The organism is Reyranella sp. (assembly GCF_036558665.1).
Taxonomy (GTDB): Bacteria; Pseudomonadota; Alphaproteobacteria; order Reyranellales; family Reyranellaceae; genus Reyranella.
In genome coordinates this window covers 44,835-71,236 of the sequence record NZ_DATBFE010000071.1, presented here as the reverse complement: position 1 = coordinate 71,236, position 26,402 = coordinate 44,835, and the positions used below count along the sequence as shown (strand labels likewise).

Sequence of the window (26,402 nt, the reverse complement as noted above, 5' to 3'; positions counted from 1 at the left end):
GAGGCTCCCCGGCCCGCGATCAAGCGACGCTCCTTCCAACGGCTCTTCCTGGCAGTGATGGCGTGCCTGGTGTCCGTAACCCTGACGGTGTGGCTCGCCGAGCGCTTCCAGGAGGTCGTCGCCGGCGGCGTCATGACAGCGTCGCTCGACAGGATGCCGGTCGTGGAAGCAGCGTTGGTGCTGGGAACGTCGAAGCTGCGGGCAGACGGCAGCGCCAATCTTACCCTCGACTATCGCCTGGATGCGGCGGCCATGCTCTGGAAGGGCGGGAAGGCCAGATACTTGATCGTGAGCGGCAATCATACCGGCGACTACGACGAACCGTCCGATATGCGTGCCGGCTTGATCGCACGCGGCGTGCCCGCCAGCATGATCTATCGCGATGGCCGAGGTTTCCGTACCTGGGACTCCATGGTGCGCGCGCGCAAGGTCTTTGGCCTCAAGCGACTTGCCATCGTGTCGCAACGGGCTCACGTGGCGCGTGCCGTCTTCATCGCGCGCAGCCTCGGCATGCAGGCCTTCGGCTTCGAAGCGGTGGAAGAGGACGATCTTCCGATCAGGATGCGGGTACGTCCCTATTTGGCCGCTGTCCTTTCCTACTACGATGCATGGCGAGGGCTGCTGCCGCTTCAGCTCGGGCCGCAGGTCGCCATCGGCATCGATCCGGCGAAGTGATGCGCCTCGCGCTCTATGTCCTGCTCGTGGTTGCCGTTGTCGCGTTGGTGGCCGCGTTCCTGTCGTGGGTCGCGCAACGCCGCCTCGAAGCCTTGGCCGAATCGTTCATAGCGGCCGATCCTGCGCGCCTGCCGACCGTCGATGTTGCGCTGGTGCTGGGTGCGGCGCCGATCGGTCCGGAAGGCGGGCCCAACCGCTATTTCGAACACCGCCTGGATGCGGCGGCCGCTCTCTGGCGGGCCGGGAAGGTGAAATACCTGCTGGTGAGCGGCGACAATCGAGGCGCCTACGACGAACCGACGGCGATGCGCACAGGGTTGATCGCGCGCGGCGTGCCGGCGGAGCGGATCTATCGCGATTTCGCTGGCGTACGCACCCTCGACTCGGTGCTGCGCGCGGACGAGGTTTTCGGCCAAAAGCGCCTGATCATCGTCTCGCAGCGGTTTCACCTTGCACGCGCGGTCTTTCTCGCACGCCAGGACGAGATCGAAGCCTGGGGCCTCGCCGCCCGCGACGTCGCCCGGCCGTACAGCTTCCTCACGACGCTGCGCCGCTATCCTTCGGCGGTACGGGCCTATTACGACGTCTGGTTCGACACGCCGTCGCGGCATGCCGGCAAGCCGGTCGTCATCGGAGTCGACCCGCCGAGCTAGCCGCCATGTCGCGCAGCTCCGGCACCGGCGACACGACGGGCTTGCCGGCGAAATGCGCGTCGAGATTGGCGCGCACGAGCGCTGTCATGCGCTTCTGGGCGTGCTCCGTGCCACCGCCGAAATGCGGGGTCATGACGAGGTTCTCCAGCGACATGAACTCGTCGCGCACGTGAGGCTCCTCGTCGAACACGTCGAGCGCTGCGCCTTCGATCACATTGTTGCGCAGCGCTTCGGCCAGCGCTGCCTCGTCGACGGCCCAGCCGCGCGTGATGTTGATCACGTGCCCGCGCGGTCCCAGCGCCTTCAGCACGTCACCATCGATGATGTGCCTGTTCGAGGCGTCCGAGCGCAGCGCCACCATGAGGATGTCGCACCACCCGGCAAGCGCGAGCACGTTGGGAAAATACGGGAAGTCGACATCGCCTCGCCTGTTGCGGTTGCAGTAGCCGATCTCGACACCGAAGCCCTTCATGCGCCGGGCGATCTCCATCCCGATCGCTCCAAGGCCCAGGATGCCGAACTTCGCGCCGGTAAGCCCCGAGATGGCGCCGAAGCGGTTGGGGATTCGCTTGGTCCACTCGCCGCGCCGGATCATGCGATCGGCACGGGCGATACGACGGTGGGTGGCGAGCACGAGGCCGACCGCCATCTCGGCGACATCGGGTGCGTTGGCATCGGCGCCGTGGGTAACCATGATGTTGCGTCGTCGCGCAGCCTCGAGATCCATTCGTTCGTAGCCCGTGCCGTAGCAGCAGATGATCGAGAGCCGCGGCAGCGCCGCCATCAAGGCGTCGGATGCGCCGACGCTGCCTGTCGTCACCAAGGCTTGGACGTAGGCTGCGGCGCCGGGCGGGATCGATGCCGAATCGGGCCGCTCCATGTGGCCTGCAATCGCATAGCGTTCGCCGAAGGCGGCAAGTGTCGGCTTGGTGAAGGTGAAGCCGGTGAGGAGGGTGGGGCGATCAGCCATGACCGCGTCTAACATGCATGCATCTGCGCAGGAGGTAAATGCACGCGTCTCACGCGGCGAAAAAGCGGCTTGGCAAAGATGCCATGGCTCGGCATGTTCGCTCCCCGACCCTTCGCGCCTCCAACGGACCTGACAGCGCTCCATGAAAATCGCCATTCTGAAAGAACGCCGGCCGCACGAGACCCGAGTGGCGGCGACGCCCGAGACCGTCAAAAAACTGAAGGCGCTGGGAGCAGAGGTGATCCTGGAAACAGGCGCGGGCGCCGCCGCAGCCTATACCGATCAGGCCTACGCCGACGCTGGCGCAAATATCGTGCCAGACGCGGCGTCTGCCGCGGCGGCGGGCGATATCGTCTTCAAGATCCAGCGACCCATGGCGTCGGAGGAAGGGCTCGACGAAATCGGTCTGCTGCACGGCGGTCAGACGCTGATGTCGCCACTCGGTGCGCTCACCAACCGCGAACTGGTGGGGGCGCTTGCCGCGAAAGGCGTGACGGCATTCGCGCTGGAGTTGATCCCGCGCATCACCCGAGCCCAGTCGATGGATATCCTGTCCTCGCAGGCCAATCTGGCCGGCTACAAGGCGGTCCTTCTGGCAGCGGACAATTTTGGCCGCATCTTCCCGCAGATGATGACGCCCGGCGGCACGCTCGCACCGACGCGCGCCTTCATCATGGGCGTGGGGGTCGCGGGCCTGCAGGCGATCGCCACGGCACGCCGGCTTGGCGCCATCGTCACCGCGACCGACGTGCGGCCGGCAACCAAGGAGCAGGTTCATTCGCTCGGCGGCAAGTTCGTCGCCGTGGAGGACGAGGAGTTCAAGGCGGCCGAGACGGCGGGCGGCTATGCGAAGGAGATGAGCGCGGAATATCGCGCCAAGCAGGCCGCGCTCGTCGCGGATCATGTCAAGAATCAGGATATCGTCGTCACCACGGCGCTGGTTCCCGGACGCAAGGCGCCGATCCTGGTGACGGAAGAGATGGTCAAGACCATGAAACCCGGATCGGTGATCGTCGACATGGCGGTGGAGCAGGGTGGCAACTGTCCACTCTCGGAATACGGCAAGGTGGTGGAGCAGTATGGCGTGAAGATCATCGGCCCCGCCAACCTGCCGGCCGAATTGCCGACCGACTCCTCGTCGCTGTTCGCACGCAATCTGCTGAACTTCATCACGCCCATGGTCGACAAGGAAACCAAGACGCTGAAGATCGATCTCGACGATGAAGTCGTGAAGGGCACGCTCGTGACCCGCGACGGACAGATCGTGCACCCCTCCCTCAGCCAAGATCCCGGCCAGAACTAGGAGAAGGCCATGGACGACAGAATCGCCGGCGAAGCGGCCAGGATCGCGAGCCAAACGCAGGAGCTCGCCGTACACCTCAAGAACCTGGCGCAGCAGATCACGGATCTCGCCGCGCAAACTCCGGCCGCGGCCCCTGAAAGCGGGCACATGCCGTTCGTGGCGCTGCTCACGATCTTCGCACTGGGCTGCTTCGTCGGCTACTACGTGGTCTGGCGGGTGACGCCGGCGCTGCATTCGCCGCTGATGTCCGTGACCAACGCCGTATCCTCCGTGATCATCGTCGGCGCGCTCCTGGCCGCCGGATTGCGCGGCCTGGGGGCGGCGCAGCTTTTCGGCGGCATCGCGGTGACGCTTGCTGCCGTGAACATCTTCGGCGGCTTCATCGTCACCCATCGCATGCTGTCGATGTTCAAGAAGAAACAGCCGGCCAGGAAGTAGGCGAGGCAGCAACAGTGATCACCCATGAACTGGCCGCTTACGGCTATTTGATCTCGGCCATCTGCTTCATCATGGCGCTGCGCGGGCTGTCCTCGCCTGTCAGCGCGCGCGGCGGCAATCTCTATGGCATCGTCGGCATGATCGTGGCGATCGGCGTCACCGTCGCTTCGCCCGGCATCGTCTCGCCATGGCTGATCGTCGTCGGCCTGCTGATCGGCGGCGCGATCGGCACGGTGGTAGCGATGCGCATCCAGATGACGGCGCTGCCCCAGCTCGTCGCCGCCTTCCATTCGCTGGTCGGCCTCGCGGCGGTGTTCGTGGCTGGTGCGGCATTCGTCTCACCGGATGCCTTCGGTATCGGCACGCCGGGTCACATCCGTACGCAAAGTCTGGTCGAGATGGGGCTTGGCACCATTATCGGCGCCATCACCTTCACCGGCTCGATCGTGGCCTTCGCCAAGCTGCAGGGCCTGGTCTCCGGCGCTCCGCTGGTGTTCCGCGGTCAGCATCCGCTCAATGCCCTGATCGGCATTGTCCTCCTGCTGCTGCTGATCTGGTTCGCCAATGCCGGCCATCCGGTGACGTTCATCCTGCTGATCCTGTTGTCGCTCGCCGTCGGCTTTCTGCTGATCCTGCCGATTGGCGGCGCCGACATGCCGGTGGTGGTGTCGATGCTCAATTCCTATTCGGGATGGGCGGCGGCCGGCATCGGCTTCACGCTCGGCAATACGGCGCTGATCGTGACCGGCGCGCTGGTGGGCTCGTCGGGCGCGATCCTGAGCTACATCATGTGCAAGGGCATGAACCGCTCGATCTTCAACGTGATCCTGGGCGGTTTCGGTACCGATTCGAGCGCGGCCGGACCTGCCGTTGCCAAGACCGACAAGCCGGTGAAGGCGGGCTCGGCCGAGGACGCGGCCTTCCTGATGGAGAATGCGAGCTCGGTGATCATCGTGCCGGGATATGGCATGGCGGTCGCTCAGGCACAGCATGCGCTGCGCGAGATGGCCGACATCCTGAAGGCGCGCGGCGTCAATGTTCGCTACGCCATCCATCCCGTGGCCGGCCGCATGCCGGGCCACATGAACGTCCTGCTGGCCGAAGCCAACGTGCCTTACGACGAAGTGTTCGAACTCGACGACATCAACCGGGATTTTGCCTCGACCGACGTGGCGTTCGTGATCGGCGCCAACGACGTCACCAACCCGGCGGCCAAGACCGATCCGAAGAGCCCGATCTACGGCATGCCGATTCTAGACGTGGAGAAGGCGCAGACCGTGCTGTTCGTGAAGCGCGGCATGTCCTCGGGTTATGCCGGCGTGGAGAACGAGCTCTTCTTCCGCGACAACACGATGATGCTGTTCGCGGACGCCAAGGTCATGTGCGAGAACATCGTCAAGGCGCTGGAAGGCTCGGCGCACTGAGGCCGTAAATGGAGAAGGCCACCCGATGGTGGCCTTCCCCTGCTTTTTCGATTGGTCACCGGGTATGCGGTGAGATCACGTAGCCTTGTCCGTTCAACCGATCGCCGCGGCTGTCATAGTGGAAGCCATATTCGTCGGTGATCGCCACACGATGGCGCATGCGTCCGCCCGCCCCGATCTCCTCGTTCATCGGTGCGGCGGCCTGCTGCTGGTTGTAGTAGGTCTGGCCCGGCGCCCACTGGCCGGCGCTCGTCTGCTTGTTCTCCTGCTGCGTCATGCTGCTGGAGGTGGTTGCTGCGCTCGGGTTGTTGCCGACATTGGGCTGAGTGCCGACATCGCGTGTCGGTGCCGCGCCGCTGGCACCGCCGGGGCCGCTGCTGGGACCCGGCGGCATCCAGTTGCCTTGCGCCAGCGCGGCCGAGCCGGATAGGACCACGGCACAGGCTGCGATCAGCGAGATCTTGGTCATCGGCCTTCTCCTCTGAATGTTCCAACAAAAGAACGACAGGGCCGTGGGACCGTTGCGCGCGCCGCCAAAGGGTTCAAACCAAGGCAAATGCGGCCGGCCCGAGGCCGGCGCCAGTCGCTCCGTGCCAAGCTGACCCCCGGAAATTGCGAATGGCCTTTTGCGCAATTCCCGAGGGTCGTTCGTTACTTGACGCATTGAACCGTGCTGCTTCCCCCGGCAGGAGGTTCGCATGCCCAACGAAGGGGGGATGGGCAGTAACACAATGTTCGAGCCCGGCCCGATGTTGCAGGCTCGCCCCGACGCTCGCCGACGAAGTCACATCCAAGCCACAGGGAAGATCCGCCTGCTGCGCGGATTCTCGGCAACTCAAGGCTTGGGAAGGGGCAGAGGCCGCCGTACCATCGTCAAACGCCGGGTACCGCCGTCGGTGCGCCCGGCCAGATGAGGGACCGCCGCTCATGCACCACGAACTCATTTCCGGCGACAATCACATCGATCTCACCTATTGCCCGACCGATCTCTGGTCCTCTCAGGCACCTGCCCAATGGAGGAAGACCGCGCCGCGCGTCGAGGAACGCAATGACGGGCAGCACTGGTTCGTGGATGACAAGGATCGTGGCATGTGGAACGGCGTCGGCCCGGGTTTCCTGCCCTACACCAAGGGCTCCTTCGGCCACATCGACGAAATGAAGGAGGCCGGCTTTGAATGGGACAGCTATCCCGGAGCGAAGCCGCGGCCGACCACGCCGCAATTGCGCCTGGCTGATCTCGACCGCGACGGGCTCGAGAAGGAGATCATCTACGGCTGCCTGATGGTCAACGACCTGATCGAGGAGGCTGACCTGCGCGCCTGGGTCGACGCACGCTACAACGACTGGGCGGCCGACTTCGCGAAGCGCTCCGATCCGAACCGCGTGTTCCCGCTCGCCATCATACCCAACACCGATCCGGCAACGGCTGCCGCCGAAGTGAGGCGTTGCGCCCGCATGGGCTTGAAGGGCGGCGACCTCGCCTTCAAGCGCATGAGCCTGCCGCTCTATCATCGTGACTGGTTCGTGCTGTGGCAGGCCGCTGCCGAATGCCGGTTCCCGATTTCGTTCCACTCGACCGGCTTCAAAGGGCTGCGGGCGCCGGATACGCCCGAGATGGAGAGGCAGCTCGCGATCCAGTGGCGGCTGGTACGATCCGCCCTGTTCCAGCTCGATACGATGGAGGTGCTGGTCTCGCTGCTGGCATCGGGCGCATGCGAGCAATATCCGGACTTCAATTTCGTGCTGGGCGAATCGGGCGTGACGTGGCTGCCCTATATATTCGACCGCCTCGACACCGAGTATCACGACCGTGCGCGCGGCCTCGGCTTCCGGCTGAAGCCCAGCGACTATTTCAGGCGCCAGGGCTATGTCACTTACCAGCAGGACAAGTATCTGGAGCCGATCGTGCCGCTGATCGGCGAGGACAATATCATCTGGGGGGCCGACTACCCGCATCCCGATTGCATCTGGCCGAACTCGCGCGAGACGCTGGCGAGGAACCTCGCCGGGTTCGCCGAAGGCGTGCAGAAGAAGATTGTCCACGACAACGTTGCGCGCCTCTACGGGCTGAACTGATTTCCCGGCAAACAAAAAACCCCCGGCGGTGCCGAGGGTCGTCATTTGGTCCGAACTGGAAGAGCTAGTAGCCTTCGCGCTCCATGCGCTTGCGCATCAGCTTGCGGGTGCGACGGATCGCTTCTGCGCGCTCGCGGGCACGGCGCTCGGAGGGCTTCTCGTAGTTACGCCGGAGCTTCATCTCGCGAAAGATGCCTTCACGTTGCATCTTCTTCTTCAGGACGCGGAGCGCCTGATCGACATTGTTTTCGCGGACGAGAACCTGCACTTCGATCGCTTCCTTCCAAGCTGACGGGCCCTGGCGAAAGCCCCGGGGCCGCGAATTCGGGAGGCGGGTAGGTATCATACGCCCCGGCCCTTGGGAAGCCCTGCACGGAGGCCTATATTTGTCCAATGGATGAGGCCAGTCCCTCTCAGGACGATCTGGATTCGGCCCTGCGCGACCGACTAACGGACGCCATCGCCAATGAGGCCGCCTTCGACGGCTGGAGCCGGACCTCAATTCGGGCCGCAGCGCGGTCCCTCGACCTGCCCCCGGGCGAAGATGAGCGTCTGTTTCCCGGTGGGCCGCTTGACGTCCTGGCCTATGTGAGTGAGCGGGCCGACCGGCGCATGGTCGAGGATCTGGAGGCCGAAGGCGTCCTCGGTCTCAAGATCCGCGATCGCATCCGCGCCGCCGTCCGCATCCGCCTGGAGCGCCACGCCGGCAACCGTGAGGCGGCGCGACGCGCACTGGCATTGCTGGCATTGCCGTTCAACGCCCCGCTCGCCGCGCGGCTGCTTTACCACACGATCGACGCCATGTGGTATGCGGCCGGCGATACCAGCACCGATTTCAACTTCTACACCAAGCGGGCGACGCTGGCGGCGGTCTATTCCTCGACCCTGCTTTACTGGCTGAACGACCGATCGCCCGGTAGCGAGGCCACCTGGAGCTTTCTGGAGCGGCGGATCGACAATGTGATGCAGGTCGAGAAGCTGAAAGCCCGCATGCGTTCGTGGCGCCCGGGCGACCGGGTTCGTACCGCCGCACGCCGCTAGGCTGACCGCTTCGGCGGGATGACGTAGGTGACATGCCCCATCTTGCGGCCGGGGCGGGCCTTGCCCTTGCCATAAAGGTGCAGCCGCGCCATCGGCTCGGCGAGATAGCGCGCCCAGTCGTTGGCCTCCTCGCCGATCAGGTTGACCATGCGCGTAGGGGCGATGATCTCGACCGCGCCCAATGGCAGGCCGCAGATGGCACGCACGAGCTGCTCGAACTGGCTGGTGGCGCAGGCGTCGATCGTCCAGTGGCCCGAATTGTGCGGCCGAGGGGCCATCTCGTTGGCGAGCACGCGGCCATCCTTGGTCACGAACATCTCGAGCGCGACCAGACCCACCAGATCGAGGCTTTCGGCCAGTTTCAGGCCGTAACTTTCGGCAGTTGCCTGTATCTCTGGCGGCAGGCCGGCGGGCACGGCCGTCGTCCGCAAGATGCCGTCGCGATGATCGTTGAGGCCGATCGGAAAGCTGCGCGATCGACCGTCGAGGCCGCGAGCGACAATGGCCGAAATCTCGCACCGGAAATCGACCAAGCCCTCGAGGATGCATTCCCGCCGATCGAGTGCATGCCACGCTGCAGCGAGTTCCTCCCGTGTCCCGACGCGAGCCTGTCCCTTGCCGTCATATCCCTCCGTGCAGGTCTTGAGGATGCCGGGCAGCGCGGTGGCCGCTGCAATGTCGGCGTCGCTTGCGACCCGCTGATACTCCGCGGTTCCCAGTCCGGATTCGCGAAAAAATTCCTTCTCGCGCAGCCGATGCTGGGCAAAATGGATCGGCTTCGTGCCCGGCCGTACGGCGCGATGGCGTGCGCATTCGGCCACCGTCGCCTCGGGCACGTTCTCGAACTCGTAGGTGATGACGTCGACCTGTGCGGCAAAGCGGGCAAGGGCGGCGCGATCGTCATAGGCGCCCTGGGCATGGGCGACGGCAACATCGCCGGCGATGGAATGCGCCTCAGGAGCATAGACGATCGAACGGTAGCCAAGCCTGGCGGCCGCCATGGCGGTCATGCGTCCCAGTTGACCGCCTCCCAGGATGCCGATGGTCGATCCGGGGGGCAGGACTTCGCCGTCCTTCACACTAGGGACATCCTGCGTGCTCGTGAGCGGCCTGGAAGTCCGCGGGCCAAACTGCGACTTGACCATCTCGTCAGCGCTGGCCCGCCGCCTCGTCCGAGGGTGCATGCGCGACCGCATCGGTCTGGCCCGCTCGCCAGTGTTCGACGGCGGCCATGATCTTGGCGTCGCCAAGACCAATGATGGACGCCGCCAAGATGGCGGCATTGACGGCCCCCGACTTGCCAATAGCAAGGGTTCCCACAGGTACTCCAGCCGGCATCTGGACGATGGAAAGAAGACTGTCCATGCCCTTCAGGGCTGCGCTTTCGACCGGCACACCCAATACCGGCAACGGCGTCATGGAGGCGGTCATGCCGGGCAGATGCGCAGCGCCTCCGGCTCCGGCAATGATCACCTTGAGGCCGCGACGCCGGGCCCCCGAGGCATAGGCAACGAGGCGTCTGGGAGTGCGGTGGGCGGAAATGATGCGGGCCTCGCAGGCGATGCCCAGAGCCTGGAGCGTATCGGCGGCGTGACGCATGGTCACCCAGTCCGACTGGCTGCCCATGATCAGGCCGACCAGTGGACGGCGTTTGACGGAAGATTTGGCCATTTGGCGTTCGGGAAGCGTCTGCTAGGCAATGATGTCGGGGATGAGCTGGCTTTCCAACTTGAGAATCTGGTCCTTGAGGCCAAGCTTGCGCTTCTTCAGTCGCTGCAGCTGGAGCTGGTCGAAAGGAGCCTTCTCGATCAGGCGGTCGATCACCTCGTCGAGGTCGCGGTGCTCGCTCTTCAGCGCTGCAAGCTTGGCTCTGAGTGCCTCAGCGTCCTGCGGTTCCGAAGGCCTGTCGTCGTTCATGCCCGGCGCGCTCGTCCTGGTGGGCTAGCCACATGGATGCGCGCCGTGTACCCCTTCGGCCGCCCAAAGGGAAGCATAACCCTACGCGCTATGTCGGATTTTCTGCCCCATCCTTTCTGGAACTTCTCGCTGGAACTCTATGGCGGCGAAGGGGTGGCCGAAGCCTGCCTCGACCTGCAGGAGCGGCGAGGATGCGACGTCAATGTACTGCTGTTCTGCTGCTGGCTGGGAGCGTCGGGCCGTCCGACCCTGACGGCAGAACGGTTGCGCACGATCCTCAAGGTCAGCGATGTTTGGCAGGCAGAGATCGTTCGACCGTTGCGCGAGGTGCGGAAACTCCTCAAGGACCGGAGCTGGGCCTCGGCCTTGCCGGAGACCGTCGAGGCTACCCGTCGGCGGGTGGCCGACGCGGAGCTTGCGGCCGAGCATGCCGAGCAGCTCAAGCTGGCGATGCTCCATGCGCCTCTCGCCGAGCGCGACCGTCCTGTGGATAAGCGCCTGCGGGCGGCAGTGGGAAATCTCGGCGTCTATGCCGTGTGTCTGGGCGTGACTCCGGACGAGAAGGATAGGCGGGCCGTCGCCGCGCTGGTGGCGGCGACGTTTCCCGATCTTGTGAGGACGGAGATCAACCGCACAGTCGGTCTTGCCGGGCCGGTCGACAACCACTAGGTCCGCCAGCGCTTCACCTTGCCGGTATCGAGGTCGAAAAGATCCAGAATCCGTCCGACCGTGTGGTTGACGACCTCGTCCAGTGTCTTTGGCCTGTTGTAGAAGGCAGGCACAGGGGGCGCGATGATCACCCCCATTTCCGCGAGCGACGTCATGTTGCGCAGGTGAATCGCATGAAGTGGCGTTTCCCGGGCAACCAAGACCAATTTGCGGCGTTCCTTCAGCACGACGTCGGCGGCTCGCGTCAGCAAGTTGCTGGTGATGCCGTGGGCGATCTCGCTCAAGCTGCGCATCGAGCAGGGCGCCACGATCATTCCCATGGTCCGGTATGACCCACTCGAAATCGCAGCAGCCAGGTCGTCGATTTTGTATGCCACATCCGCGAGCCGCCGCACGTCGCTCGCCCTGAAGTCGGTCTCGTGTGCGAGCGTCAACTCGGCCGTGCGCGTCATTACCAGATGGGTTTCCACCGGCAGCGCCTTCAGGCCCTCGAGCAGCCGAACACCAAAAATCACTCCGGAGGCACCGGAAATGCCCACGATCAGCCGGCACGGGTCAGTCATGCTGACCATCCTACCCGAATTCGCATAACCGGCGGCGACGGTCGATTTGGCCGTGACTTGCGCTGCCGATGGAGTCACAGTTTTTGGGTCGGCAACCAGCTCGGAGGTGTCTATGAGTGCCGTAGACCACATCGAAGCGTTGAAGGCCAAGCATGCGATGCTGGAGCATGCGATCAATGAAGAGAATGCCCGCCCGCACCCCGATGACGAGGCGATCTGCAGCCTTAAGAAGCGAAAATTGCAGATAAAGGACGAGATCACGCGGCTGATCTCGCAAAAGCCTCACTAGACCCACAATCCGATATCGTCAGAAGACCTACCCCCGCTGGGGAGGGTAGCCATTCGGCAACGGCCCGCGGGCGTGGTCCGCCGCGTCGCTTTGCGGCGGAACGGCTACTGGAGTTTGTGCAGGTTCACGGTCCATGTGGTCGGTCCGAACGCGCCCCCTCGGGAATAGCCGCCACATTGCGCGACATTGTCTGCACCACGCCGGCACACGAGCCTGTCGGCGAACCAGTGCGAGCCGTCGTTGCAGGTCGTATCCCGGTCGTGCAGTGTGAGCGTTGAGCCGTCGAACTGCGCCTGGGCGGCAGTACGACAGGCAACGCGGCCGCGTCGCCATTCGAGCTGGCCATAGCCATTGGAATCAAAGCAGTAGGAAGAGACGCCAGGCTGGAACTGCGTGATCTCGTGGCGGAACGGATCGCTGCGCCAGCAGCCCTCCAGGAAGGAGAAGTCCCGGGTCGGGCCGCTTGGCAGGCGGAGGCGATTGTCGGATGGCGGGCGCGCCTGCGGTGTCGCCTTGGGCGGTGGCGGCGCGACGGCGGCTTGGGCCGGCGGCTTGGGTGCCGGCGGCGGGCTCGGCGGCTTGCAGTCGCCGATCCGCTTCTTGAGCTCCCCCTCGACCGTGGCCAGCTCGATCTGCAGTGCCTTGGCGCGCGCGTCTTCCTGCGACAAGGACGCCTTCAGGATCGGTTTCCGATCGACAGGCGCCGCGGCGGCCGGCGGCAGCGCATCCGGCGCTTCCCGGGTGGCGATAGCGAGGGCCGGGGCGACGGGCAGCACGTCCCGCAGCAACCAGACGCTCTCCAGCAACAGGGCCAGCAAAGGCACGGCCAGCAGGAGCGTCCGGAGCCAGGGGATCGACGTGCCGCGGACGGCAACGGACGGGGCTACAGGCAGCTGACTCGGCGTGGCGAGGACGGAACGACGCATAGCCACAGGGCGGGGCAGCCTCGGCGGCAGCAAGCCGCTTGCCGCTTCCTTCTCGTAGCCCCAGCAGACCACGACCGGCTTGTCGCCCACCACGAACACGAACGATTCGGCGGGCCGGCGAGCGGCAAGCTGCAGCGAGCGGCCGATCAGGCCTGTGTCCTCGGCGCTGCCGGCGGCGGCGAGGCTCTGCCCGAGCCGGCCGATCTCGATCAGGCCGCGATCGACCCGTGACAGGATCTCGCCGCGCTCCCTGGGGTCGAAATCGGTGATGTTGCGGACCCCGCCGGTCCAGTTGGCGTACCAGTCGATGCCCTTTCCGTCGGCGTGGAGTTGCGGCTCGGCGAGAAGGTCGGCAATCCCGTCGCCGAGCCTCCGGCGCACAATGCGGCCGAGCTGGATGGCCGAATTGTGCAGCGGTTCACCACGCACACCCAGGGGCTGCATGCCGCTGCCCGTGGTGACAACAAGCGTACTCTCGCCCGACATTCCGCGGCGAGATTAGGCGGCCGATTGTGGCGGAGCGATGGTACGGGAGCGGCTGTCAGACCGCCTTCGCCCAATCGCGCAACACGAACTTTTGGACCTTGCCTGTCGAGGTCATGGGCAGGTCGCGAAAGACGATGTGGCGCGGGCACTTGTAGCCTGCAAGGTTGGCCCGGCAGTGGGCCACGATCTCCTCGGCGGTGGCCGCCGAGCCCGGCTTCAGCACGACGAATGCACACGGGGTTTCGCCCCATTTGTCGTCGGGCTTCGCCACAACCGCGACGTTGGCGACCGCGGGATGCTTGATGATCACGCTCTCGACCTCGATGGTCGAGATGTTCTCGCCGCCCGAGATGATGATGTCCTTGGAACGGTCGCGCAGTTCGAGATAGCCGTCTGGGTGCAGCACGCCGAGGTCACCCGAGTGGAACCAGCCGCCCTCGAATGCCTCGCGCGTGGCGTGAGCGTTCTTGAGGTAGCCCTTCATCACGAGGTTGCCGCGGAACATGACCTCGCCCATGGTCTGTCCGTCGCGCGGCACCTCCTGCATGGTCATGGGATCCATCACCGTCACGGCGTCCTCGGCGGCATAGCGGACGCCCTGGCGCGCCTTCAGCCGTGCCCGTTCGGCCGGATCCAGGGTGTCCCAATCGTCATGCCACGAGCAGACCGTCGCCGGTCCGTACACTTCGGTCAGCCCATAGACGTGTGTGACGCGGAAATTCTCCTTCTCGAGCGCCTCCAGCACCGCGGCCGGCGGTGGGGCGGCGGCGGTCATGAACTCGACGCGGCGCTCGAGCGGCCGTCGCTCCTCCGGCGTGGCGCCGATGATGAACTGCATGATGATCGGCGCGCCGCACATGTGCGTCACGTCATGATCGACCAGCGCATCGAAGATGGTCCTGGCCGATGCGCGGCGCAGGCAAACCGACGTGCCCGCGACGAGCGCCAGCGTCCACGGAAAGCACCAGCCGTTGCAGTGAAACATCGGCAGCGTCCAGAGATAGACAGGATGCCACCCCATCGCCCACTGGGTTGCATTGCCGTAGGCGGAAAGCGCCGCCCCGCGGTGATGGTAGACGACGCCTTTGGGATTGCCTGTCGTGCCCGACGTGTAGTTGAGCGAGATCGCGTTCCACTCGTCAGCGGGGTAGTCCCACGCATAGTCGGGATCGCCCGAGGCGATGAAGTCCTCGTACGTGGTATCGCCGATCTGGGCACGATCGTCGCATTGCGGATCGTCGATATCGACCACCAGTGGCTGTACCTTGGCGAGCCCCAGCGCCTCGGTCATGACGCGATGATATTCACGGTCCACCAGCAGCACTTTTGTCTCGCTGTGGTCGAGGATGAAGGCCAGCATCGCGGCATCGAGCCGGGTGTTGAGCGAGTTCAGCACGGCGCCCGTCATCGGCACGCCGAAATGGGCCTCGTACATCTCGGGGATGTTGGGCGCCATGATCGTGACCGTGTCGCCGGTTCCGATGCCGACCTTCTCCAGCGCCGAGGCGAGCCGGCGACAACGCGCATAGGTGTCGGCCCAGGTCTGCCGGCGCGGCCCGTGCACCAGTGCAAGACGGTCAGGATAGACGGAGGCGCTGCGCTCCAGGAACTGCAGCGGCGTCAGTGGTGCATGGTTCGCCGGCGTCTTGTCGAGATCGCGTTCGTAGATGCTGGCGCTGAGCGGCGGCGCCTTGTGCGGTGCCGGACGTGACGTCGGCAGGTGAACTACTGAAGCCCGGTTCTTGGCCGATCGCCGGAGCACAATAGGCTTAGGCGCGGGCGCCGCCTTCGGCGCAGGCTTCGCCGCTCGACGCGTCGCCTTGACGACCGGCTTCCGCGCCTTGGCGGCCTTGCGTCTTGGCGGTCGCGTCGTTTTGCCCTTGCCGGTGCTCTTGCCTTTTCCTTTGGCCATGCGTCTTCCCTACCCGAGGCCCTTGTCAGTTGGTCGATCCTAGCGCATCAAACCGCGCAGGAGGAGGGAGGGAAACAATGGCCGTCGGCGACAAATACCACGCAGTGCACAAGCACTCACTCGATGATCGGGACGGCTTCTGGACGGATCAGGCAGAAGCGATCGACTGGACGAAGCGCTGGGACAAGGTGCTCGATTCGTCGCAGGCGCCGTTCTACCGCTGGTACGCGGGCGGCGAGCTCAATGCCTGCCATAACGCGCTCGACCGCCATGTCGAGCGTGGCCGCGCCGACCAAGCGGCGCTGATCTACGATTCTCCCGTCACCGGCAGCAGGAAGACCTTCACCTATCGCGAGCTGCGCGACCATGTCGCCAGGCTCGCCGGCGCCATCGCCACCCTGGGTGTGGGCAAGGGCGACCGTGTCGTCATCTACATGCCGATGATTCCGGAGGCGGTGATGGCGATGCTCGCCTGCGCGCGGCTGGGCGCCATCCATTCGGTGGTGTTCGGCGGCTTCGCGGCCAAGGAGCTCGCGAGCCGCATCGACGACTGCCAGCCCAAGCTGGTGCTGACGGCCTCGTGCGGCGTCGAGCCGGCGCGTGTGGTGCACTACAAGCCCATGCTCGACGAGGCGATCGAGCACGCGAAGCACAAGGTGCCCAAGGTCATCGTCTTGCAGCGGCCGCAGGGGCCGGCAACGATGGTGAAGGGCCGGGATCTCGACTGGACGGAGACTGTCGCGGCGTCCGTTCCGCATGGCTGCGTGCCGGTGAAGGCGACCGATCCGCTCTACATCCTCTATACATCCGGCACGACCGGCTTCCCCAAGGGAGTGGTGCGCGACACCGGCGGCTATTGCGTGGCGCTCCACTGGTCGATGAAGAACCTCTACGGCGTCGAGCCGGGCGAGGTGTGGTGGTGCGCCTCGGACGTGGGCTGGGTCGTGGGGCACAGCTACATCGTCTACGGTCCGCTGATCTACGGCGCGACCTCGATCCTTTACGAGGGCAAGCCCGTGGGCACGCCCGACGCTGGCGCCTTCTGGCGCGTGATCTCCGAGCACAAGGCGGTGGCCCTGTTCACCGCGCCGACCGCCTTTCGCGCGATCAAGCGTGAGGATCCCGAGGGCAAGCTTCTCAGGAAGTACGATCTCTCGAAGTTCCGCACGCTCTTTCTCGCCGGCGAGCGCGGCGATCCGCCGACCATCGAATGGGCGCAGCGGCTGCTGGGCGTGCCGGTGGTCGATCACTGGTGGCAGACCGAGACCGGATGGGTGATCTGCGGCAATTTCGTCGGCCTCGATCCCATGCCGATCAAGCCGGGATCCTGCTCGGTGCCGGCGCCCGGCTGGCACCTCGAGGTGCTCGATGAGACCGGCCATCCGGTGAAGCGCGGCGAGGTAGGTGCGATTGCCGCCAGGCTGCCGCTGCCACCGGGCACCTTTCCGACGTTGTGGAACGCCGACGAGCGTTACAAGCAGGGCTATCTCACGGAGTTTCCGGGCTACTACAAGACGGGCGATGCGGGCTTCATCGACCACGACGGCTATGTCTCGGTGATGACGCGCGTCGACGACGTGATCAATGTTGCGGGCCATCGGCTTTCGACCGGGCAGATCGAGGAGGTGCTGGGCGCACACGACGACGTCGCCGAATGCGCGGTGATCGGGGTGGCCGATGAGCTGAAGGGACAGGTGCCGCTGGGCTTTGTCGTATTGAAGGCGGGCGTCAGCCGACCGGACCAGGAGATCACGAGCGAGATCGTGCAGATGGTGCGTGACCGCATCGGCCCTGTCGCCTTCTTCAAGAGTGCGCTGGTCGTGCAACGGCTGCCCAAGACGCGCTCAGGCAAGATACTGCGCGGCACCATCCAGAAGATGGCCGACAACCAGCCCTGGACCATGCCGGCAACGATCGAGGATCCGGTCGTGCTGGACGAGATCAAGGATGGCCTGAAGGCTGCGGGGTTCGCGGCGAAGGGGTGATATCTTCAGGACCGCGAGCCTCCGGCTCGCTCGTTTGCGCGTTCACATGCGTCTGAGCCGAGCGAGACGCTCGCGGTCCAAAAGAACTTGAGCGAGTAGAGAAGGAACGTGGGTATGACTCTCGATATCAGCCGCCCGGATCTCGTCGTCGGCATCGTGGGCGCTGGCGCGATGGGGCGAGGGATCGCGCAGGTGACGGCGCAGGGCGGCATGAAGGCGATCATGTTCGACGCCGCCGAGGGTGGCGCGGCCAAGGCGAGAGCAGGGATCGTCGAGACGCTCAAGGGGCTGGTCGTCAAGGGACGGCTGACGGATGCGGACGTCGCCAAGACCGAGGGCCATCTCGCCGTCGCCGGCAAGCTCGAAGATCTGAAGGCCTGCCACATCGTCGTTGAAGCCGTGTTCGAGAATCTCGACGTGAAGCGGAAGCTGTTCGGCGAACTGGAAGCGGTGGTGGCACCGGAAACGATTCTCGCCTCCAACACCTCGTCGATCCGCATCGCCTCGATCGCAAGTTCCCTGAAGCGCCGCGATCGCGTCTGCGGCATGCACTATTTCAATCCCGTGCCGCTGATGAAGCTCGTCGAGGTGATCCGCGCCGCCGACACCGCGCAATGGGCGATCGATGCCATGGTGGCGCTGGGCAAGCGCCAGACCCGCGTGCCTGTCGTGGTGGGCGATACGCCGGGCTTCCTGGTCAATCTCGGCGGCACGGCGATCGGCACCGAAGGCCTGCGCATCTATCAGGAAGGCCGGGCGACGGTCAGCGAGATCGATGCCGTGATGCGCGACAGCTGCGGCTTCCGCATGGGGCCGTTCGAACTGATGGACTTGACCGGTATCGATGTGAACTTTCCCGCGCGCAACATCATCTACGAGGGCTTCTTCCACGACCGGCGCATGACGCCGAGCCCCTATCACGAGAGTCTCTATGCGGCCGGCAAGTTCGGCCGCAAGACCGGCGCGGGCTGGTACAACTACGACGCCAAGGGCGCGAAGATCGATCCCCGCGCCGATCACGTGCCGTCGGTCGTGCCGGCGACGAGCGTCGTGGTGATCGACAGCCACAACGACAAGCTCGTCGGCCTCGTGATGTCGTCTGGCGCCAAGCCGCTCGCGGCCGACGACGGGCGGAGTCCGATCCTGGTGGCGCCGATCGGCAAGGACTGCACCACCGTCGTCGTCGAGCGCGGCCTCGATCCGCGGCGCACCGTTGCGATCGATCTGACGGGGGACATTGCCAAGCGCCTCACCATCATGACCGCCCCCGGCGCCGACGATCTGGTGCGCGATGCCGCGGCCGCGATCCTGGCCCGCTCCGGCGCCAAGGTGACCTTGATCAAGGATTCACCGGGCTTCATCGCCCAGCGCATGTGCGCGATGATCGCAAATCTTGGCTGCGAGATGGCGATGATCGGGATCGCCTCGGCCGCCGACGTCGACACCGCCATGACGCTCGGCCTCAACTATCCGCGCGGCCCGCTGGCGCTGGCCGATTGGCTGGGCGTCAAGGATTGCCACGAGATCCTCGTCCAGATGCAGGCCATCACCGGCGACGACCGCTATCGCCCCAGCCAGTGGCTGCGCCGCCGCGCCATGCTCGGTCTCAGCGCGACGACAGTGGAATGAGATCCCTCTGCGACAGGGTCGCCCGGAAGCATTCCAAGGTTGACGTTTACGTAAAGGTAAACTAGCTAAGCCATCACTGGCGCGCTCCCCGCCGGAAGACCAGAGTCGGCGGCAAGACAGGCCCCAACAACAGCAGAGGAATCCGCCGTGACCGCCTTGGCCGCGCATTACACGCCCGAGCATGAGCTTTTTCGCGAGACCTGCCGGCGGTTCTTCGAGAAGGAAGTCGTCCCCTTCCATATGAAATGGGAGCAGGAGGGCATGGTGCCGCGCGAGCTGTGGCGCAAGGCCGGTGCGCAGGGACTCTTGGGCATGACGATGCCGGAGCAGTACGGCGGGGCCGGCGTGGACTTCCTGTACAGCGCCATTCTTATCGAGGAACAGGGTCGGGCAATCGCCTCCGGCCCCGCCTTCTCGCTGCACAACGATATCGTCGTTCCCTACCTGCTGTACTACGGCAGCGAGGAGCAGAAGAAGAGGTGGATTCCAAAGGCTTGCTCAGGCGAGCTGGTGACGGCTATTGCCATGACCGAGCCCGGCACGGGCTCCGATCTGCAGTCGGTCAGGACCAACGCGGTGATGGACGGCAATCACTGGGTGATCAACGGCTCCAAGACCTTCATCAGCAACGGCCAGCTGGCCGATCTCGTGATCGTGGTCGCCAAGACCGATCCCAAGCTCGGCGCCAAGGGCACTTCGCTGATCGCGGTCGAGACCGATACGCCGGGCTTCAGGCGCGGCCGCAATCTCGAAAAGATCGGCATGAAGGCGCAGGATACGTCGGAGCTTTTCTTCGACAATGTCCGCGTGCCCGCCGATCACGTGCTGGGCGGCCCGGGCATGGGCTTCATCCAGCTCATGCAGCAGCTTCCGCAGGAGCGACTGGTGATCGCCATCCAGGCGATCGCTGCCATTGACGCGGCGCTGTCGCATACGCTCGCCTACGTGAAGGAACGCAAAGCCTTCGGCAAGGCGATCGTCGACTTCCAGAACACGCGTTTCACGCTGGCCGAGATCAAGACCAAGGCGCATATAGCGCGCGTCTTCGTCGACGACTGCGTAGCACGCCATCTCGAGGGCGAACTCGACGTCGCGACGGCCGCCATGGCCAAGTACTGGACAACCGACCTCCAGTGCGAGGTGATGGACCAGTGCCTGCAGTTCTTCGGCGGCTACGGCTACATGTGGGAATATCCGATCGCGCGACTCTACGCCGACAGCCGCGTGCAGAAGATCTACGGCGGCACCAACGAGATCATGAAGGAACTGATCGGAAGGACGCTTTGAATTCCTCTCCCCCGATAGGGGAAGAGGTCAGGTGAGGGGGTTGAAGGGGGTGTGTGCCACCCCCTCACCCGCCCTCTCCCCCTCGCGGGGGAGAGGAGGAAGATAGGGATTCAAGGAGAAGCACCATGACCGACGCATATATCTACGACGCCGTCCGCACGCCGCGCGGCAAAGGCCGCAAGGACGGCGCGCTGCACGAGGTGACGCCGATCCGACTCGCGACGACGGCGCTCGAGGCGATTCGCGACCGCAACCGGCTCGACACGAAGCTGGTCGACGATGTGGTGCTGGGCTGTGTCATGCCGATCGGCGAGCAGGGCGCGGACATCGCCCGCGTGGCCGCCGTCCGCGCCGGTTTCGACGAGAGCGTACCAGGCGTGCAGATCAACCGCTTCTGCGCCTCGGGTCTCGAAGCCACCAACATGGCTGCCGCTCAGGTGATGTCGGGCCAGAGCCAGGCCACGATCGGCGGCGGCGTGGAGAGCATGAGCCGCGTCCCGATGGGCTCCGACGGCGGCGCCTGGCCGGTCGATCCGGCGGTGGCGATCCCGATGTACTTCCTGCCTCAGGGGATCTCGGCCGACGTGATCGCGACCAAATACGGCATGAGCCGCGACGATGTCGACGCCTACGCTGTTGAGTCGCAGAAGCGTGCCAAGCACGCCTGGGACAATGGCTACTTCAAGAAGTCGATCGTGCCGGTGAAGGACCGGAACGGCATCGAACTCCTGAACCACGACGAGCTGATGCGGCCCAATACGACCATGCAGACGCTGGCGGCGCTCGAGCCCAGCTTCAAGATGCAGGGCGAGGCCATGCCCGGCTTCGACGCCGTGGCGCTGCAGCGTTATCCCGAGATCGAAAAGGTAAATCACGTCCATCACGCCGGCAACTCGTCGGGCATCGTCGATGGCGCCGCCGCGATCCTGATCGGCACCAAGAAGTTCGGTCAGAAGGCTGGCCTGAAGCCGCGCGCTCGTATCCGCTCCTTCGCCTCGATCGGCTCGGAGCCCGCGATCATGCTGACCGGACCGGCGCCGGCTTCCGAGCGGGCGCTGAAGCGCGCCCGCATGGAGGTGAAGGACATCGATCTGTTCGAGCTGAACGAGGCCTTTGCCGCGGTCGTGCTGCGCTACCTGCAGATCCTCAAGATGCCGCACGACAAGATCAACGTGAACGGCGGCGCCATCGCCATGGGCCATCCGCTTGGTGCGACCGGCGCCATGATCCTGGGAACGTTGCTCGACGAGATGGAGCGACGCGACCTCTCGACCGGCCTGGCCACACTCTGCGTCGGCGCCGGCATGGGCACCGCCACGATCATCGAACGCGTGTGATCAGACTCTTCCGGACCGCGAGCGTCCCGCTCGCTCATGATCGTGAGCGAGCCAGAGGCTCCGGGTCCGGAAGACGATGACCGCTGCTCCAGCAATAGGGATTCGACCAATGATCAATTACAACGTCGACAGTGACGGCATCGCCACCATCACGTGGGACATGCCGGGACGCACGATGAACGTGCTGAACGAGGCCTCGCTGGCGGCTTATGCCGAGGCGCTGGAGAAGGCGCTCAAGGACGAGAAGGTGAAGGGGATCATCCTCACCTCGGGCAAGGCCGACTTCATCGCCGGTGCCGATCTCGACATGCTGCTGAACGTCGACACGTCCGATGCGACGAAGCTGATGGACCAGTTCAGCCAGCTCCAGAAGATGTTCCGTCGCCAGGAGACCGGCGGCAAGCCGATGGTGGCGGCGATCAACGGCACGGCGCTGGGCGGCGGATTCGAGATCTGCCTCGCCTGCCACCATCGCATCGCGGCGGCCAACCCGAAAGCCAAGGTTGGACAGCCCGAGGTGAAGATCGGCCTGCTGCCGGGCGGTGGCGGCACGCAGCGGATCCCGCGGCTGATCGGCGTGATGAACGCCGCGCCCATCCTGCTCGAGGGCAAGGACCTGCCGGTCGAGACCGCCAAAGGCATGGGGCTGATCCATGAGGTCGTGCCGGCGGATCAACTTCTGGCCAAGGCCAAGGAGTGGCTGGTGGCGCCGGCGTCGGAGCAGGTCGTGCCGGAATATGCCGGCAAGGGCGCCAAGGCAATCGACGGCCGCGCGGTGCAGCCTTGGGACCGCAAGGGCTTCAAGGTACCGGGCTTCCCCGGCGGTCAGGTGTGGAGCCCCGTCGGCGTCCAGACCTTCATCGGCGGCAATGCCATGATTGCGGGCAAGACCAACGGCGTCTATCCCGCGCCCAAGGCGATCATGAGCTGCGTTTACGAGGGTCTGCAGCTTCCCTTCGATGCGGCGCTCAGGGTCGAGACACGCTATTTCGTGTCGCTGCTGCGCGATCCCGTGGCCAAGAGCATGATCCGCACGCTGTTCTTCGGCCTGCAGGAAGCGAACAAGCTCGCCCGCCGTCCCAAGGACGTGCCGAAGCAGGAATACAGCAGGATCGGCATCCTCGGCGCCGGCTTGATGGGGGCGGGCATCGCGGCGGTCTCGGTGAAGGCAGGCCTCGAGATCGTGCTCGTCGACCGCGACCAGTCCTCGGCCGACAAGGGCAAGGCGCATATTGCTTCCGAGCTCGACAAGCTTGTGAAGCGCGGGCACATGGACCAGACCAGGCGGGACTCACTGCTGGCCAAGGTGACAGCAACGCCGGACTTCGCCGCGCTCAAGGGCTGTCAGCTCGTGATCGAAGCGGTGTTCGAGAATCGCGAAGTGAAGGCCGAAGCGACCAGGAAGGCCGAGGCCGAGCTCGCGACGGATGCCATCTTCGCCTCGAACACCTCGACGCTGCCGATCACCGGTCTCGCCGAGGCGTCGGCGCGGCCCAAGAACTTCATCGGCCTGCATTTCTTCTCGCCCGTCGAGAAGATGCCGCTGGTGGAGATCATCGTCGGCAAGAAGACCTCGCCCGAGACGCTCGCGCGCTCGATGGACTTCGTACAGAAGATCCGAAAGACCCCGATCGTGGTGAACGACAGCCGCGGCTTCTTCACGTCGCGCGTCTGCGGCGCCTTCATCAGCGAGGGCCATCGGTTGCTGAAGGAGGGCGTGCCCGCGGCGATGATCGAGAACTGCGCGCGTCTGGCCGGCATGCCGGTGGGCCCGCTGGCGCTGAACGACGAGGTCGCGATCGATCTTTCATGGAAGATCATGGACCAGACACGGCGCGATGCCGAAGCGGCCGGCAAGAAGTACGACGCCTCCGGCACCGAGGACGTTCTCGAGCTGATGGTGAAGAAGCTGGAGCGCTTCGGCCGCAAGAACGGCAAGGGGTTCTACGACTATCCGGCCGATGGCAAGAAGCGCCTGTGGCCGGACCTCGCCAAGCACTTTCCGCCCAACCCCGAGCTGCTCTATGGCGAGGGCGAGGCAAAGCGCGCCAAGGAGACCGAGATCAAGAAGCGCCTGCTCTACGTTCAGGCAGTCGACACCGCACGCTGCCTCGAAGCCAAGGTGCTGACGGCGCCACAGGACGGCGATGTCGGCTCGATCATGGGGCTCGGCTTCGCACCGCAGACTGGCGGCGCGATCAGCCTGATCGACCAGGTCGGCGTGCAGCAGTTCGTTGCCGAGTGCGGCCAGCTCGCCAGGAAGTACGGTCCGCAATTCAAGGTGCCGAAGCTCTTGCGCGACATGGCGGCGAAGGGTGAGAGCTTCTACGGCCAGCAAGTTGCTAAGGCGGCATAGCGCGGCAATTTCGCCAAGGCGCCACGCCCGCTTGCGTCGACGTAAGGTCGCGGCAAATATCCCTCCCGATCCGAAATCGGGAGGGACTCCTCGTGAACATCCAGGAAATCGAAGCGCTGGCCGATCGTATCGCCGAGTTCCGCCGCGCGCGGGTCCCGATGGACTTCCTTGCCGGCGCGACCGCCGGGCTTTCGGAGGAGGAAGCCTACAAGGTCCAGTTCGCGGTGCATGACCGGCTCACCGACAGAGGGCAGAACCGTCTGGCAGGATGGAAGGTGGCCTTCGCCGTGCCGGCGCAATACGAGCCGCTGAAGCTCTCGGGGCCGGCCTTCGCCGGCATCTATCAGGATGGCGTCCGCCAAAGCGGCGAGGTGTTTCAGCCCGGCTGGCCAATCAAGGCCGGCGTGGAGTGCGAGATGGTGGTGCGGATCGCGCGCGACGTGGCCGCCGGCAATGCGCCTTACACCGCCGACAGCATCAAGCCCTGCGTCGCCAATCTCTATTGCGGCATGGAAGTGGTCGAGAATCGCTACGGCGACGTCTCTCAACTGGGTGGCCCCGGCCGCATCGCCGACGACGTCCTGCAGGCCGCGTGCATCGTCGGCACGGAGATCAAGGACTGGCAGAAGCTCGACTTCGCCAAGGTGCAGGGGCGCACCGAGTTCGAGGGCAGGGAGATCGGCGCCGGACCGGGCGCCAATGTCATGGGCGGCGCCTTGATCTCGCTCGCCTGGCTCGCGAACAAGCTGATCTCGCATGGCAAGCACCTGCAGGCCGGCGACGTGGTGCTGACGGGCTCCGTCCACCCGCCGCAGTTCCTGGCGGGGCCGGGGAAGGTCAAGGCGGAATTCGTCGGCCTCGGCAGCGCCGAGATCACCGTCAAGTAGGCCCGGCTGCCGCAGACGCTCTCAAAGGCGTGCGCACTTCAGTGGCGCATTCATAGCGTGACCATGTGAGAGGGGGATCACGACACCGGCCGGGACTGCGGCAGGCGCTCCTTTGTGGCATAGACGGGCGGCGACAGGTCGTCGGCGTCGCGGCCGGCCCAGTCGCGTTCACTGACGGTCTCGAGGCGCCTGCGCTGGCCTTCGATCAAGCCGGCTGTCGCGGCCTCGACGTCGATCGTGAGGACCTTGCCGTCCTTCACGACTTGCGTGCCGTCGACGTAGACGTGGCGAATGGCACGCTCGCTCGCCGAATAGATCAGGCTGCGCACCGGCTCGTGGCTCGGCTGCATGTAGGGATGGCTCATGTCCACCAGCGAGAAATCCGCCTTGCAGCCGGGCGCCAGCCGGCCGAGATCGGGTCGGCGCAGCATTTTGGCGCCACCGATTGTCGCCGCCTCGAAGGCGTGCCGCGTGGTCCCCATCTTGTAGTTGCCGGTGAAGGCGCGGGCGACGTAGCAGGCCAGACGGATTTCATCGACCATGTTGTGCGGGAAGGTGTCGGTGCCGATGCCGACGGTGATGCCGGCGTTCATGTAGCGGCCGAGCGAGTTCATCACCATGGCGCGGCGCGCGAACACGGTCGGACAGTGCGCCACCGCGGCGCCCGAGTCGCGCAGCCGCTCGAAGTCGTGGCCGTGCGGATAGTGGATCTGGGGATGGTCGTTCAGGAAGATGCCATGGCCGATCACGAGGTCGGGACCCAGCACGCCGATCGACTCGAGCCATTCGATCGGCGTCTTGCCGTGGCGGCGCACGATCTCGTGGAATTCGACCACGGCCTGGCAGGCATGGGTCTGCATCGGGATGCCGCGTCGCCGCGCCTCCTGCAGCGCCTCACGGAAGAAGCCCTCGCTGCAGGTATCGATCTGGGCGGGGCCGGCCATGGCGCCGATGCGACCGCTCGGATGGCCGATCGCCTCGTCGATGGTCTTCATCGACATCTCGAAGGCCCTTTGGCCCGCCTTTTCGTCCCAGGCGTACTCGACGGTATGGCCGTTCTTCGTGAACCAGACGGCCTGGCGCATCATCGGACAGATGACCGCGCGGATGCCGGTTCGAGCGAGTTCGTCGACCCATCCCGCGCGCGCGATGGAAAGATCGGTGAGAGTGGTGACACCGCTTTTCAGGAGCTCCGACATCGCGACCTGCATCGCGGGCCCGGCATCCTCGGGTGCAAGGCCGAATACGGTGAGATATTCGTAGAGAGAGCTCTGGCCAAGCTTGTCGCTGCCATATTCCTCCGTCAGGCCCTTGTTTGCCGGTTCGGAGAACGGATGGCTGTGGACATTGACGAAGCCCGGGATCGCCATGAAGCCCTTGCCGTCGACGGTCGCATCGACGGGGCGGACATAGTCCGGCCCGACATGCACGATCTCGTTGCCCTTGAACACGAGGTCGGCGGAGTCGAGATAGACATGGCGTTGCTCCGCATCATCCCAGGCGACGATGTGATCGAGGTTCGCGATGCGAGTGGTCTTCGTGTCCATCGGTCCTTACCCTTGGCGCGTGAGACTGGCAT

At 65.1% G+C, this 26,402-nt stretch carries 25 protein-coding genes; 15 read left to right on the top strand and 10 right to left on the bottom strand.

Annotation, left to right across the window (positions count from 1 at the left end):
* Positions 1 to 69 precede the first annotated feature (69 nt).
* Together VH499_RS11565 and VH499_RS11560 are read left to right on the top strand one after the other, a co-directional pair.
* Positions 70 to 675 (top strand): SanA/YdcF family protein, encoded by a 606-nt coding sequence (locus VH499_RS11565; protein ID WP_332052880.1) that lies wholly within the window; start codon positions 70 to 72, stop codon positions 673 to 675.
* A complete protein-coding gene (locus VH499_RS11560; RefSeq protein WP_332052895.1) occupies positions 675 to 1,328 on the top strand; it encodes a SanA/YdcF family protein in 654 nt (217 codons plus the stop codon). Before VH499_RS11565 ends, VH499_RS11560 begins: the two co-directional genes overlap by 1 nt.
* Here the strand turns inward: VH499_RS11560 and VH499_RS11555 are convergent.
* Entirely contained in the window at positions 1,303 to 2,298 is a 996-nt protein-coding gene (locus VH499_RS11555; RefSeq protein ID WP_332052879.1) for a 2-hydroxyacid dehydrogenase, read from the bottom strand. The two genes, VH499_RS11560 and VH499_RS11555, sit on opposite strands and share 26 nt — an antisense overlap.
* A gap of 142 nt (positions 2,299 to 2,440) precedes the next feature.
* Between VH499_RS11555 and VH499_RS11550 the strand changes: the two genes are divergently transcribed.
* From VH499_RS11550 to VH499_RS11540, 3 genes are read left to right on the top strand one after another with little or no spacing between them, the layout of a single operon-like run.
* On the top strand, positions 2,441 to 3,601 hold the full coding sequence (locus tag VH499_RS11550; RefSeq protein ID WP_332052878.1) for a Re/Si-specific NAD(P)(+) transhydrogenase subunit alpha: 1,161 nt from the start codon (positions 2,441 to 2,443) through the stop codon (positions 3,599 to 3,601).
* A gap of 9 nt (positions 3,602 to 3,610) precedes the next feature.
* Positions 3,611 to 4,039, top strand: a complete 429-nt coding sequence (locus VH499_RS11545) for an NAD(P) transhydrogenase subunit alpha (protein ID WP_332052877.1) — start codon at positions 3,611 to 3,613, stop codon at positions 4,037 to 4,039.
* A gap of 17 nt (positions 4,040 to 4,056) precedes the next feature.
* On the top strand, positions 4,057 to 5,463 hold the full coding sequence (locus tag VH499_RS11540) for an NAD(P)(+) transhydrogenase (Re/Si-specific) subunit beta (protein ID WP_332052894.1): 1,407 nt from the start codon (positions 4,057 to 4,059) through the stop codon (positions 5,461 to 5,463).
* Positions 5,464 to 5,518: 55 nt separating this feature from the next.
* Here VH499_RS11540 and VH499_RS11535 read toward each other — a convergent pair whose 3' ends face one another.
* Positions 5,519 to 5,932: a hypothetical protein gene (locus tag VH499_RS11535; protein ID WP_332052876.1), complete on the bottom strand. Its 414-nt coding sequence runs from the start codon at positions 5,930 to 5,932 to the stop codon at positions 5,519 to 5,521.
* A gap of 458 nt (positions 5,933 to 6,390) precedes the next feature.
* On the opposite strand from VH499_RS11535, the gene VH499_RS11530 reads away from it, so the two are divergent.
* Positions 6,391 to 7,539, top strand: a complete 1,149-nt coding sequence (locus tag VH499_RS11530) for an amidohydrolase family protein (protein ID WP_332052875.1) — start codon at positions 6,391 to 6,393, stop codon at positions 7,537 to 7,539.
* Between the two features lie 64 nt (positions 7,540 to 7,603).
* Here VH499_RS11530 and rpsU read toward each other — a convergent pair whose 3' ends face one another.
* Positions 7,604 to 7,807 (bottom strand): 30S ribosomal protein S21, encoded by a 204-nt coding sequence (rpsU, locus tag VH499_RS11525; RefSeq protein WP_020696578.1) that lies wholly within the window; start codon positions 7,805 to 7,807, stop codon positions 7,604 to 7,606.
* A gap of 125 nt (positions 7,808 to 7,932) precedes the next feature.
* On the opposite strand from rpsU, the gene VH499_RS11520 reads away from it, so the two are divergent.
* A complete protein-coding gene (locus tag VH499_RS11520; protein WP_332052874.1) occupies positions 7,933 to 8,580 on the top strand; it encodes a COQ9 family protein in 648 nt (215 codons plus the stop codon).
* Here the strand turns inward: VH499_RS11520 and VH499_RS11515 are convergent.
* The 3 genes from VH499_RS11515 to VH499_RS11505 form a co-directional block, all read right to left on the bottom strand.
* On the bottom strand, positions 8,577 to 9,659 hold the full coding sequence (locus VH499_RS11515; RefSeq protein WP_332052873.1) for a 5-(carboxyamino)imidazole ribonucleotide synthase: 1,083 nt from the start codon (positions 9,657 to 9,659) through the stop codon (positions 8,577 to 8,579). The genes VH499_RS11520 and VH499_RS11515 overlap by 4 nt on opposite strands.
* Before the next feature lie 70 nt (positions 9,660 to 9,729).
* A complete protein-coding gene (gene purE, locus VH499_RS11510; RefSeq protein WP_332052872.1) occupies positions 9,730 to 10,251 on the bottom strand; it encodes a 5-(carboxyamino)imidazole ribonucleotide mutase in 522 nt (173 codons plus the stop codon).
* 21 nt (positions 10,252 to 10,272) lie between these two features.
* Positions 10,273 to 10,497 (bottom strand): YdcH family protein, encoded by a 225-nt coding sequence (locus VH499_RS11505; protein WP_332052871.1) that lies wholly within the window; start codon positions 10,495 to 10,497, stop codon positions 10,273 to 10,275.
* Positions 10,498 to 10,587: 90 nt separating this feature from the next.
* Between VH499_RS11505 and VH499_RS11500 the strand changes: the two genes are divergently transcribed.
* Positions 10,588 to 11,166, top strand: a complete 579-nt coding sequence (locus tag VH499_RS11500; protein ID WP_332052870.1) for a TIGR02444 family protein — start codon at positions 10,588 to 10,590, stop codon at positions 11,164 to 11,166.
* Here the strand turns inward: VH499_RS11500 and VH499_RS11495 are convergent.
* On the bottom strand, positions 11,163 to 11,729 hold the full coding sequence (locus VH499_RS11495) for a UbiX family flavin prenyltransferase (protein WP_332052869.1): 567 nt from the start codon (positions 11,727 to 11,729) through the stop codon (positions 11,163 to 11,165). The genes VH499_RS11500 and VH499_RS11495 overlap by 4 nt on opposite strands.
* Positions 11,730 to 11,841: 112 nt before the next feature.
* On the opposite strand from VH499_RS11495, the gene VH499_RS11490 reads away from it, so the two are divergent.
* Positions 11,842 to 12,018, top strand: a complete 177-nt coding sequence (locus VH499_RS11490; RefSeq protein WP_332052868.1) for a YdcH family protein — start codon at positions 11,842 to 11,844, stop codon at positions 12,016 to 12,018.
* A gap of 104 nt (positions 12,019 to 12,122) precedes the next feature.
* On the opposite strand, the gene VH499_RS11485 is transcribed toward VH499_RS11490, so the two are convergent.
* Together VH499_RS11485 and VH499_RS11480 are read right to left on the bottom strand one after the other, a co-directional pair.
* Positions 12,123 to 13,430: an SrfA family protein gene (locus VH499_RS11485; protein ID WP_332052867.1), complete on the bottom strand. Its 1,308-nt coding sequence runs from the start codon at positions 13,428 to 13,430 to the stop codon at positions 12,123 to 12,125.
* A gap of 55 nt (positions 13,431 to 13,485) precedes the next feature.
* Positions 13,486 to 15,342, bottom strand: a complete 1,857-nt coding sequence (locus VH499_RS11480; RefSeq protein ID WP_332052866.1) for an acyl-CoA synthetase — start codon at positions 15,340 to 15,342, stop codon at positions 13,486 to 13,488.
* A 77-nt stretch (positions 15,343 to 15,419) separates the two neighbouring features.
* On the opposite strand from VH499_RS11480, the gene VH499_RS11475 reads away from it, so the two are divergent.
* The 6 genes from VH499_RS11475 to VH499_RS11450 all read left to right on the top strand — a co-directional run bounded on the left by VH499_RS11475 (position 15,420) and on the right by VH499_RS11450 (position 24,823).
* A complete protein-coding gene (locus tag VH499_RS11475; protein WP_332052865.1) occupies positions 15,420 to 17,327 on the top strand; it encodes a propionyl-CoA synthetase in 1,908 nt (635 codons plus the stop codon).
* A 114-nt stretch (positions 17,328 to 17,441) separates the two neighbouring features.
* Positions 17,442 to 18,956 (top strand): 3-hydroxyacyl-CoA dehydrogenase, encoded by a 1,515-nt coding sequence (locus VH499_RS11470; protein ID WP_332052864.1) that lies wholly within the window; start codon positions 17,442 to 17,444, stop codon positions 18,954 to 18,956.
* Positions 18,957 to 19,103: 147 nt separating this feature from the next.
* Positions 19,104 to 20,243, top strand: a complete 1,140-nt coding sequence (locus VH499_RS11465) for an acyl-CoA dehydrogenase family protein (RefSeq protein WP_332052863.1) — start codon at positions 19,104 to 19,106, stop codon at positions 20,241 to 20,243.
* A gap of 125 nt (positions 20,244 to 20,368) precedes the next feature.
* A complete protein-coding gene (locus VH499_RS11460) occupies positions 20,369 to 21,580 on the top strand; it encodes an acetyl-CoA C-acetyltransferase (RefSeq protein ID WP_332052862.1) in 1,212 nt (403 codons plus the stop codon).
* A 109-nt stretch (positions 21,581 to 21,689) separates the two neighbouring features.
* The gene (locus tag VH499_RS11455) at positions 21,690 to 23,936 is read left to right on the top strand and encodes a 3-hydroxyacyl-CoA dehydrogenase NAD-binding domain-containing protein (RefSeq protein ID WP_332052861.1); all 2,247 of its coding nucleotides are present in this window, start codon (positions 21,690 to 21,692) and stop codon (positions 23,934 to 23,936) included.
* Positions 23,937 to 24,028: 92 nt separating this feature from the next.
* Positions 24,029 to 24,823, top strand: coding sequence for a 2-keto-4-pentenoate hydratase (locus tag VH499_RS11450; protein WP_332052860.1), 795 nt, complete (start codon positions 24,029 to 24,031; stop codon positions 24,821 to 24,823).
* 77 nt (positions 24,824 to 24,900) lie between these two features.
* Here the strand turns inward: VH499_RS11450 and VH499_RS11445 are convergent, their stop codons facing one another.
* Positions 24,901 to 26,370: an amidohydrolase family protein gene (locus VH499_RS11445; protein WP_332052859.1), complete on the bottom strand. Its 1,470-nt coding sequence runs from the start codon at positions 26,368 to 26,370 to the stop codon at positions 24,901 to 24,903.
* Positions 26,371 to 26,402 lie beyond the last annotated feature (32 nt).

What these genes read in the sequence shown, in the direction of transcription:
- VH499_RS11545 (WP_332052877.1), top strand. Translation starts at nt 3,611, where the DNA reads ATGGACGACAGAATCGCCGGCGAAGCGGCCAGGATCGCGAGCCAAACG.
- VH499_RS11480 (WP_332052866.1), bottom strand. Translation starts at nt 15,342, where the DNA reads ATGGCCAAAGGAAAAGGCAAGAGCACCGGCAAGGGCAAAACGACGCGA.
- VH499_RS11495 (WP_332052869.1), bottom strand. Translation starts at nt 11,729, where the DNA reads ATGACTGACCCGTGCCGGCTGATCGTGGGCATTTCCGGTGCCTCCGGA.
- VH499_RS11550 (WP_332052878.1), top strand. Translation starts at nt 2,441, where the DNA reads ATGAAAATCGCCATTCTGAAAGAACGCCGGCCGCACGAGACCCGAGTG.
- VH499_RS11520 (WP_332052874.1), top strand. Translation starts at nt 7,933, where the DNA reads ATGGATGAGGCCAGTCCCTCTCAGGACGATCTGGATTCGGCCCTGCGC.
- VH499_RS11485 (WP_332052867.1), bottom strand. Translation starts at nt 13,430, where the DNA reads ATGTCGGGCGAGAGTACGCTTGTTGTCACCACGGGCAGCGGCATGCAG.
- VH499_RS11470 (WP_332052864.1), top strand. Translation starts at nt 17,442, where the DNA reads ATGACTCTCGATATCAGCCGCCCGGATCTCGTCGTCGGCATCGTGGGC.
- VH499_RS11530 (WP_332052875.1), top strand. Translation starts at nt 6,391, where the DNA reads ATGCACCACGAACTCATTTCCGGCGACAATCACATCGATCTCACCTAT.
- VH499_RS11500 (WP_332052870.1), top strand. Translation starts at nt 10,588, where the DNA reads ATGTCGGATTTTCTGCCCCATCCTTTCTGGAACTTCTCGCTGGAACTC.
- VH499_RS11475 (WP_332052865.1), top strand. Translation starts at nt 15,420, where the DNA reads ATGGCCGTCGGCGACAAATACCACGCAGTGCACAAGCACTCACTCGAT.
- purE (WP_332052872.1), bottom strand. Translation starts at nt 10,251, where the DNA reads ATGGCCAAATCTTCCGTCAAACGCCGTCCACTGGTCGGCCTGATCATG.
- VH499_RS11505 (WP_332052871.1), bottom strand. Translation starts at nt 10,497, where the DNA reads ATGAACGACGACAGGCCTTCGGAACCGCAGGACGCTGAGGCACTCAGA.
- VH499_RS11535 (WP_332052876.1), bottom strand. Translation starts at nt 5,932, where the DNA reads ATGACCAAGATCTCGCTGATCGCAGCCTGTGCCGTGGTCCTATCCGGC.
- VH499_RS11490 (WP_332052868.1), top strand. Translation starts at nt 11,842, where the DNA reads ATGAGTGCCGTAGACCACATCGAAGCGTTGAAGGCCAAGCATGCGATG.
- VH499_RS11445 (WP_332052859.1), bottom strand. Translation starts at nt 26,370, where the DNA reads ATGGACACGAAGACCACTCGCATCGCGAACCTCGATCACATCGTCGCC.
- VH499_RS11460 (WP_332052862.1), top strand. Translation starts at nt 20,369, where the DNA reads ATGACCGACGCATATATCTACGACGCCGTCCGCACGCCGCGCGGCAAA.
- VH499_RS11555 (WP_332052879.1), bottom strand. Translation starts at nt 2,298, where the DNA reads ATGGCTGATCGCCCCACCCTCCTCACCGGCTTCACCTTCACCAAGCCG.
- VH499_RS11560 (WP_332052895.1), top strand. Translation starts at nt 675, where the DNA reads ATGCGCCTCGCGCTCTATGTCCTGCTCGTGGTTGCCGTTGTCGCGTTG.
- VH499_RS11455 (WP_332052861.1), top strand. Translation starts at nt 21,690, where the DNA reads ATGATCAATTACAACGTCGACAGTGACGGCATCGCCACCATCACGTGG.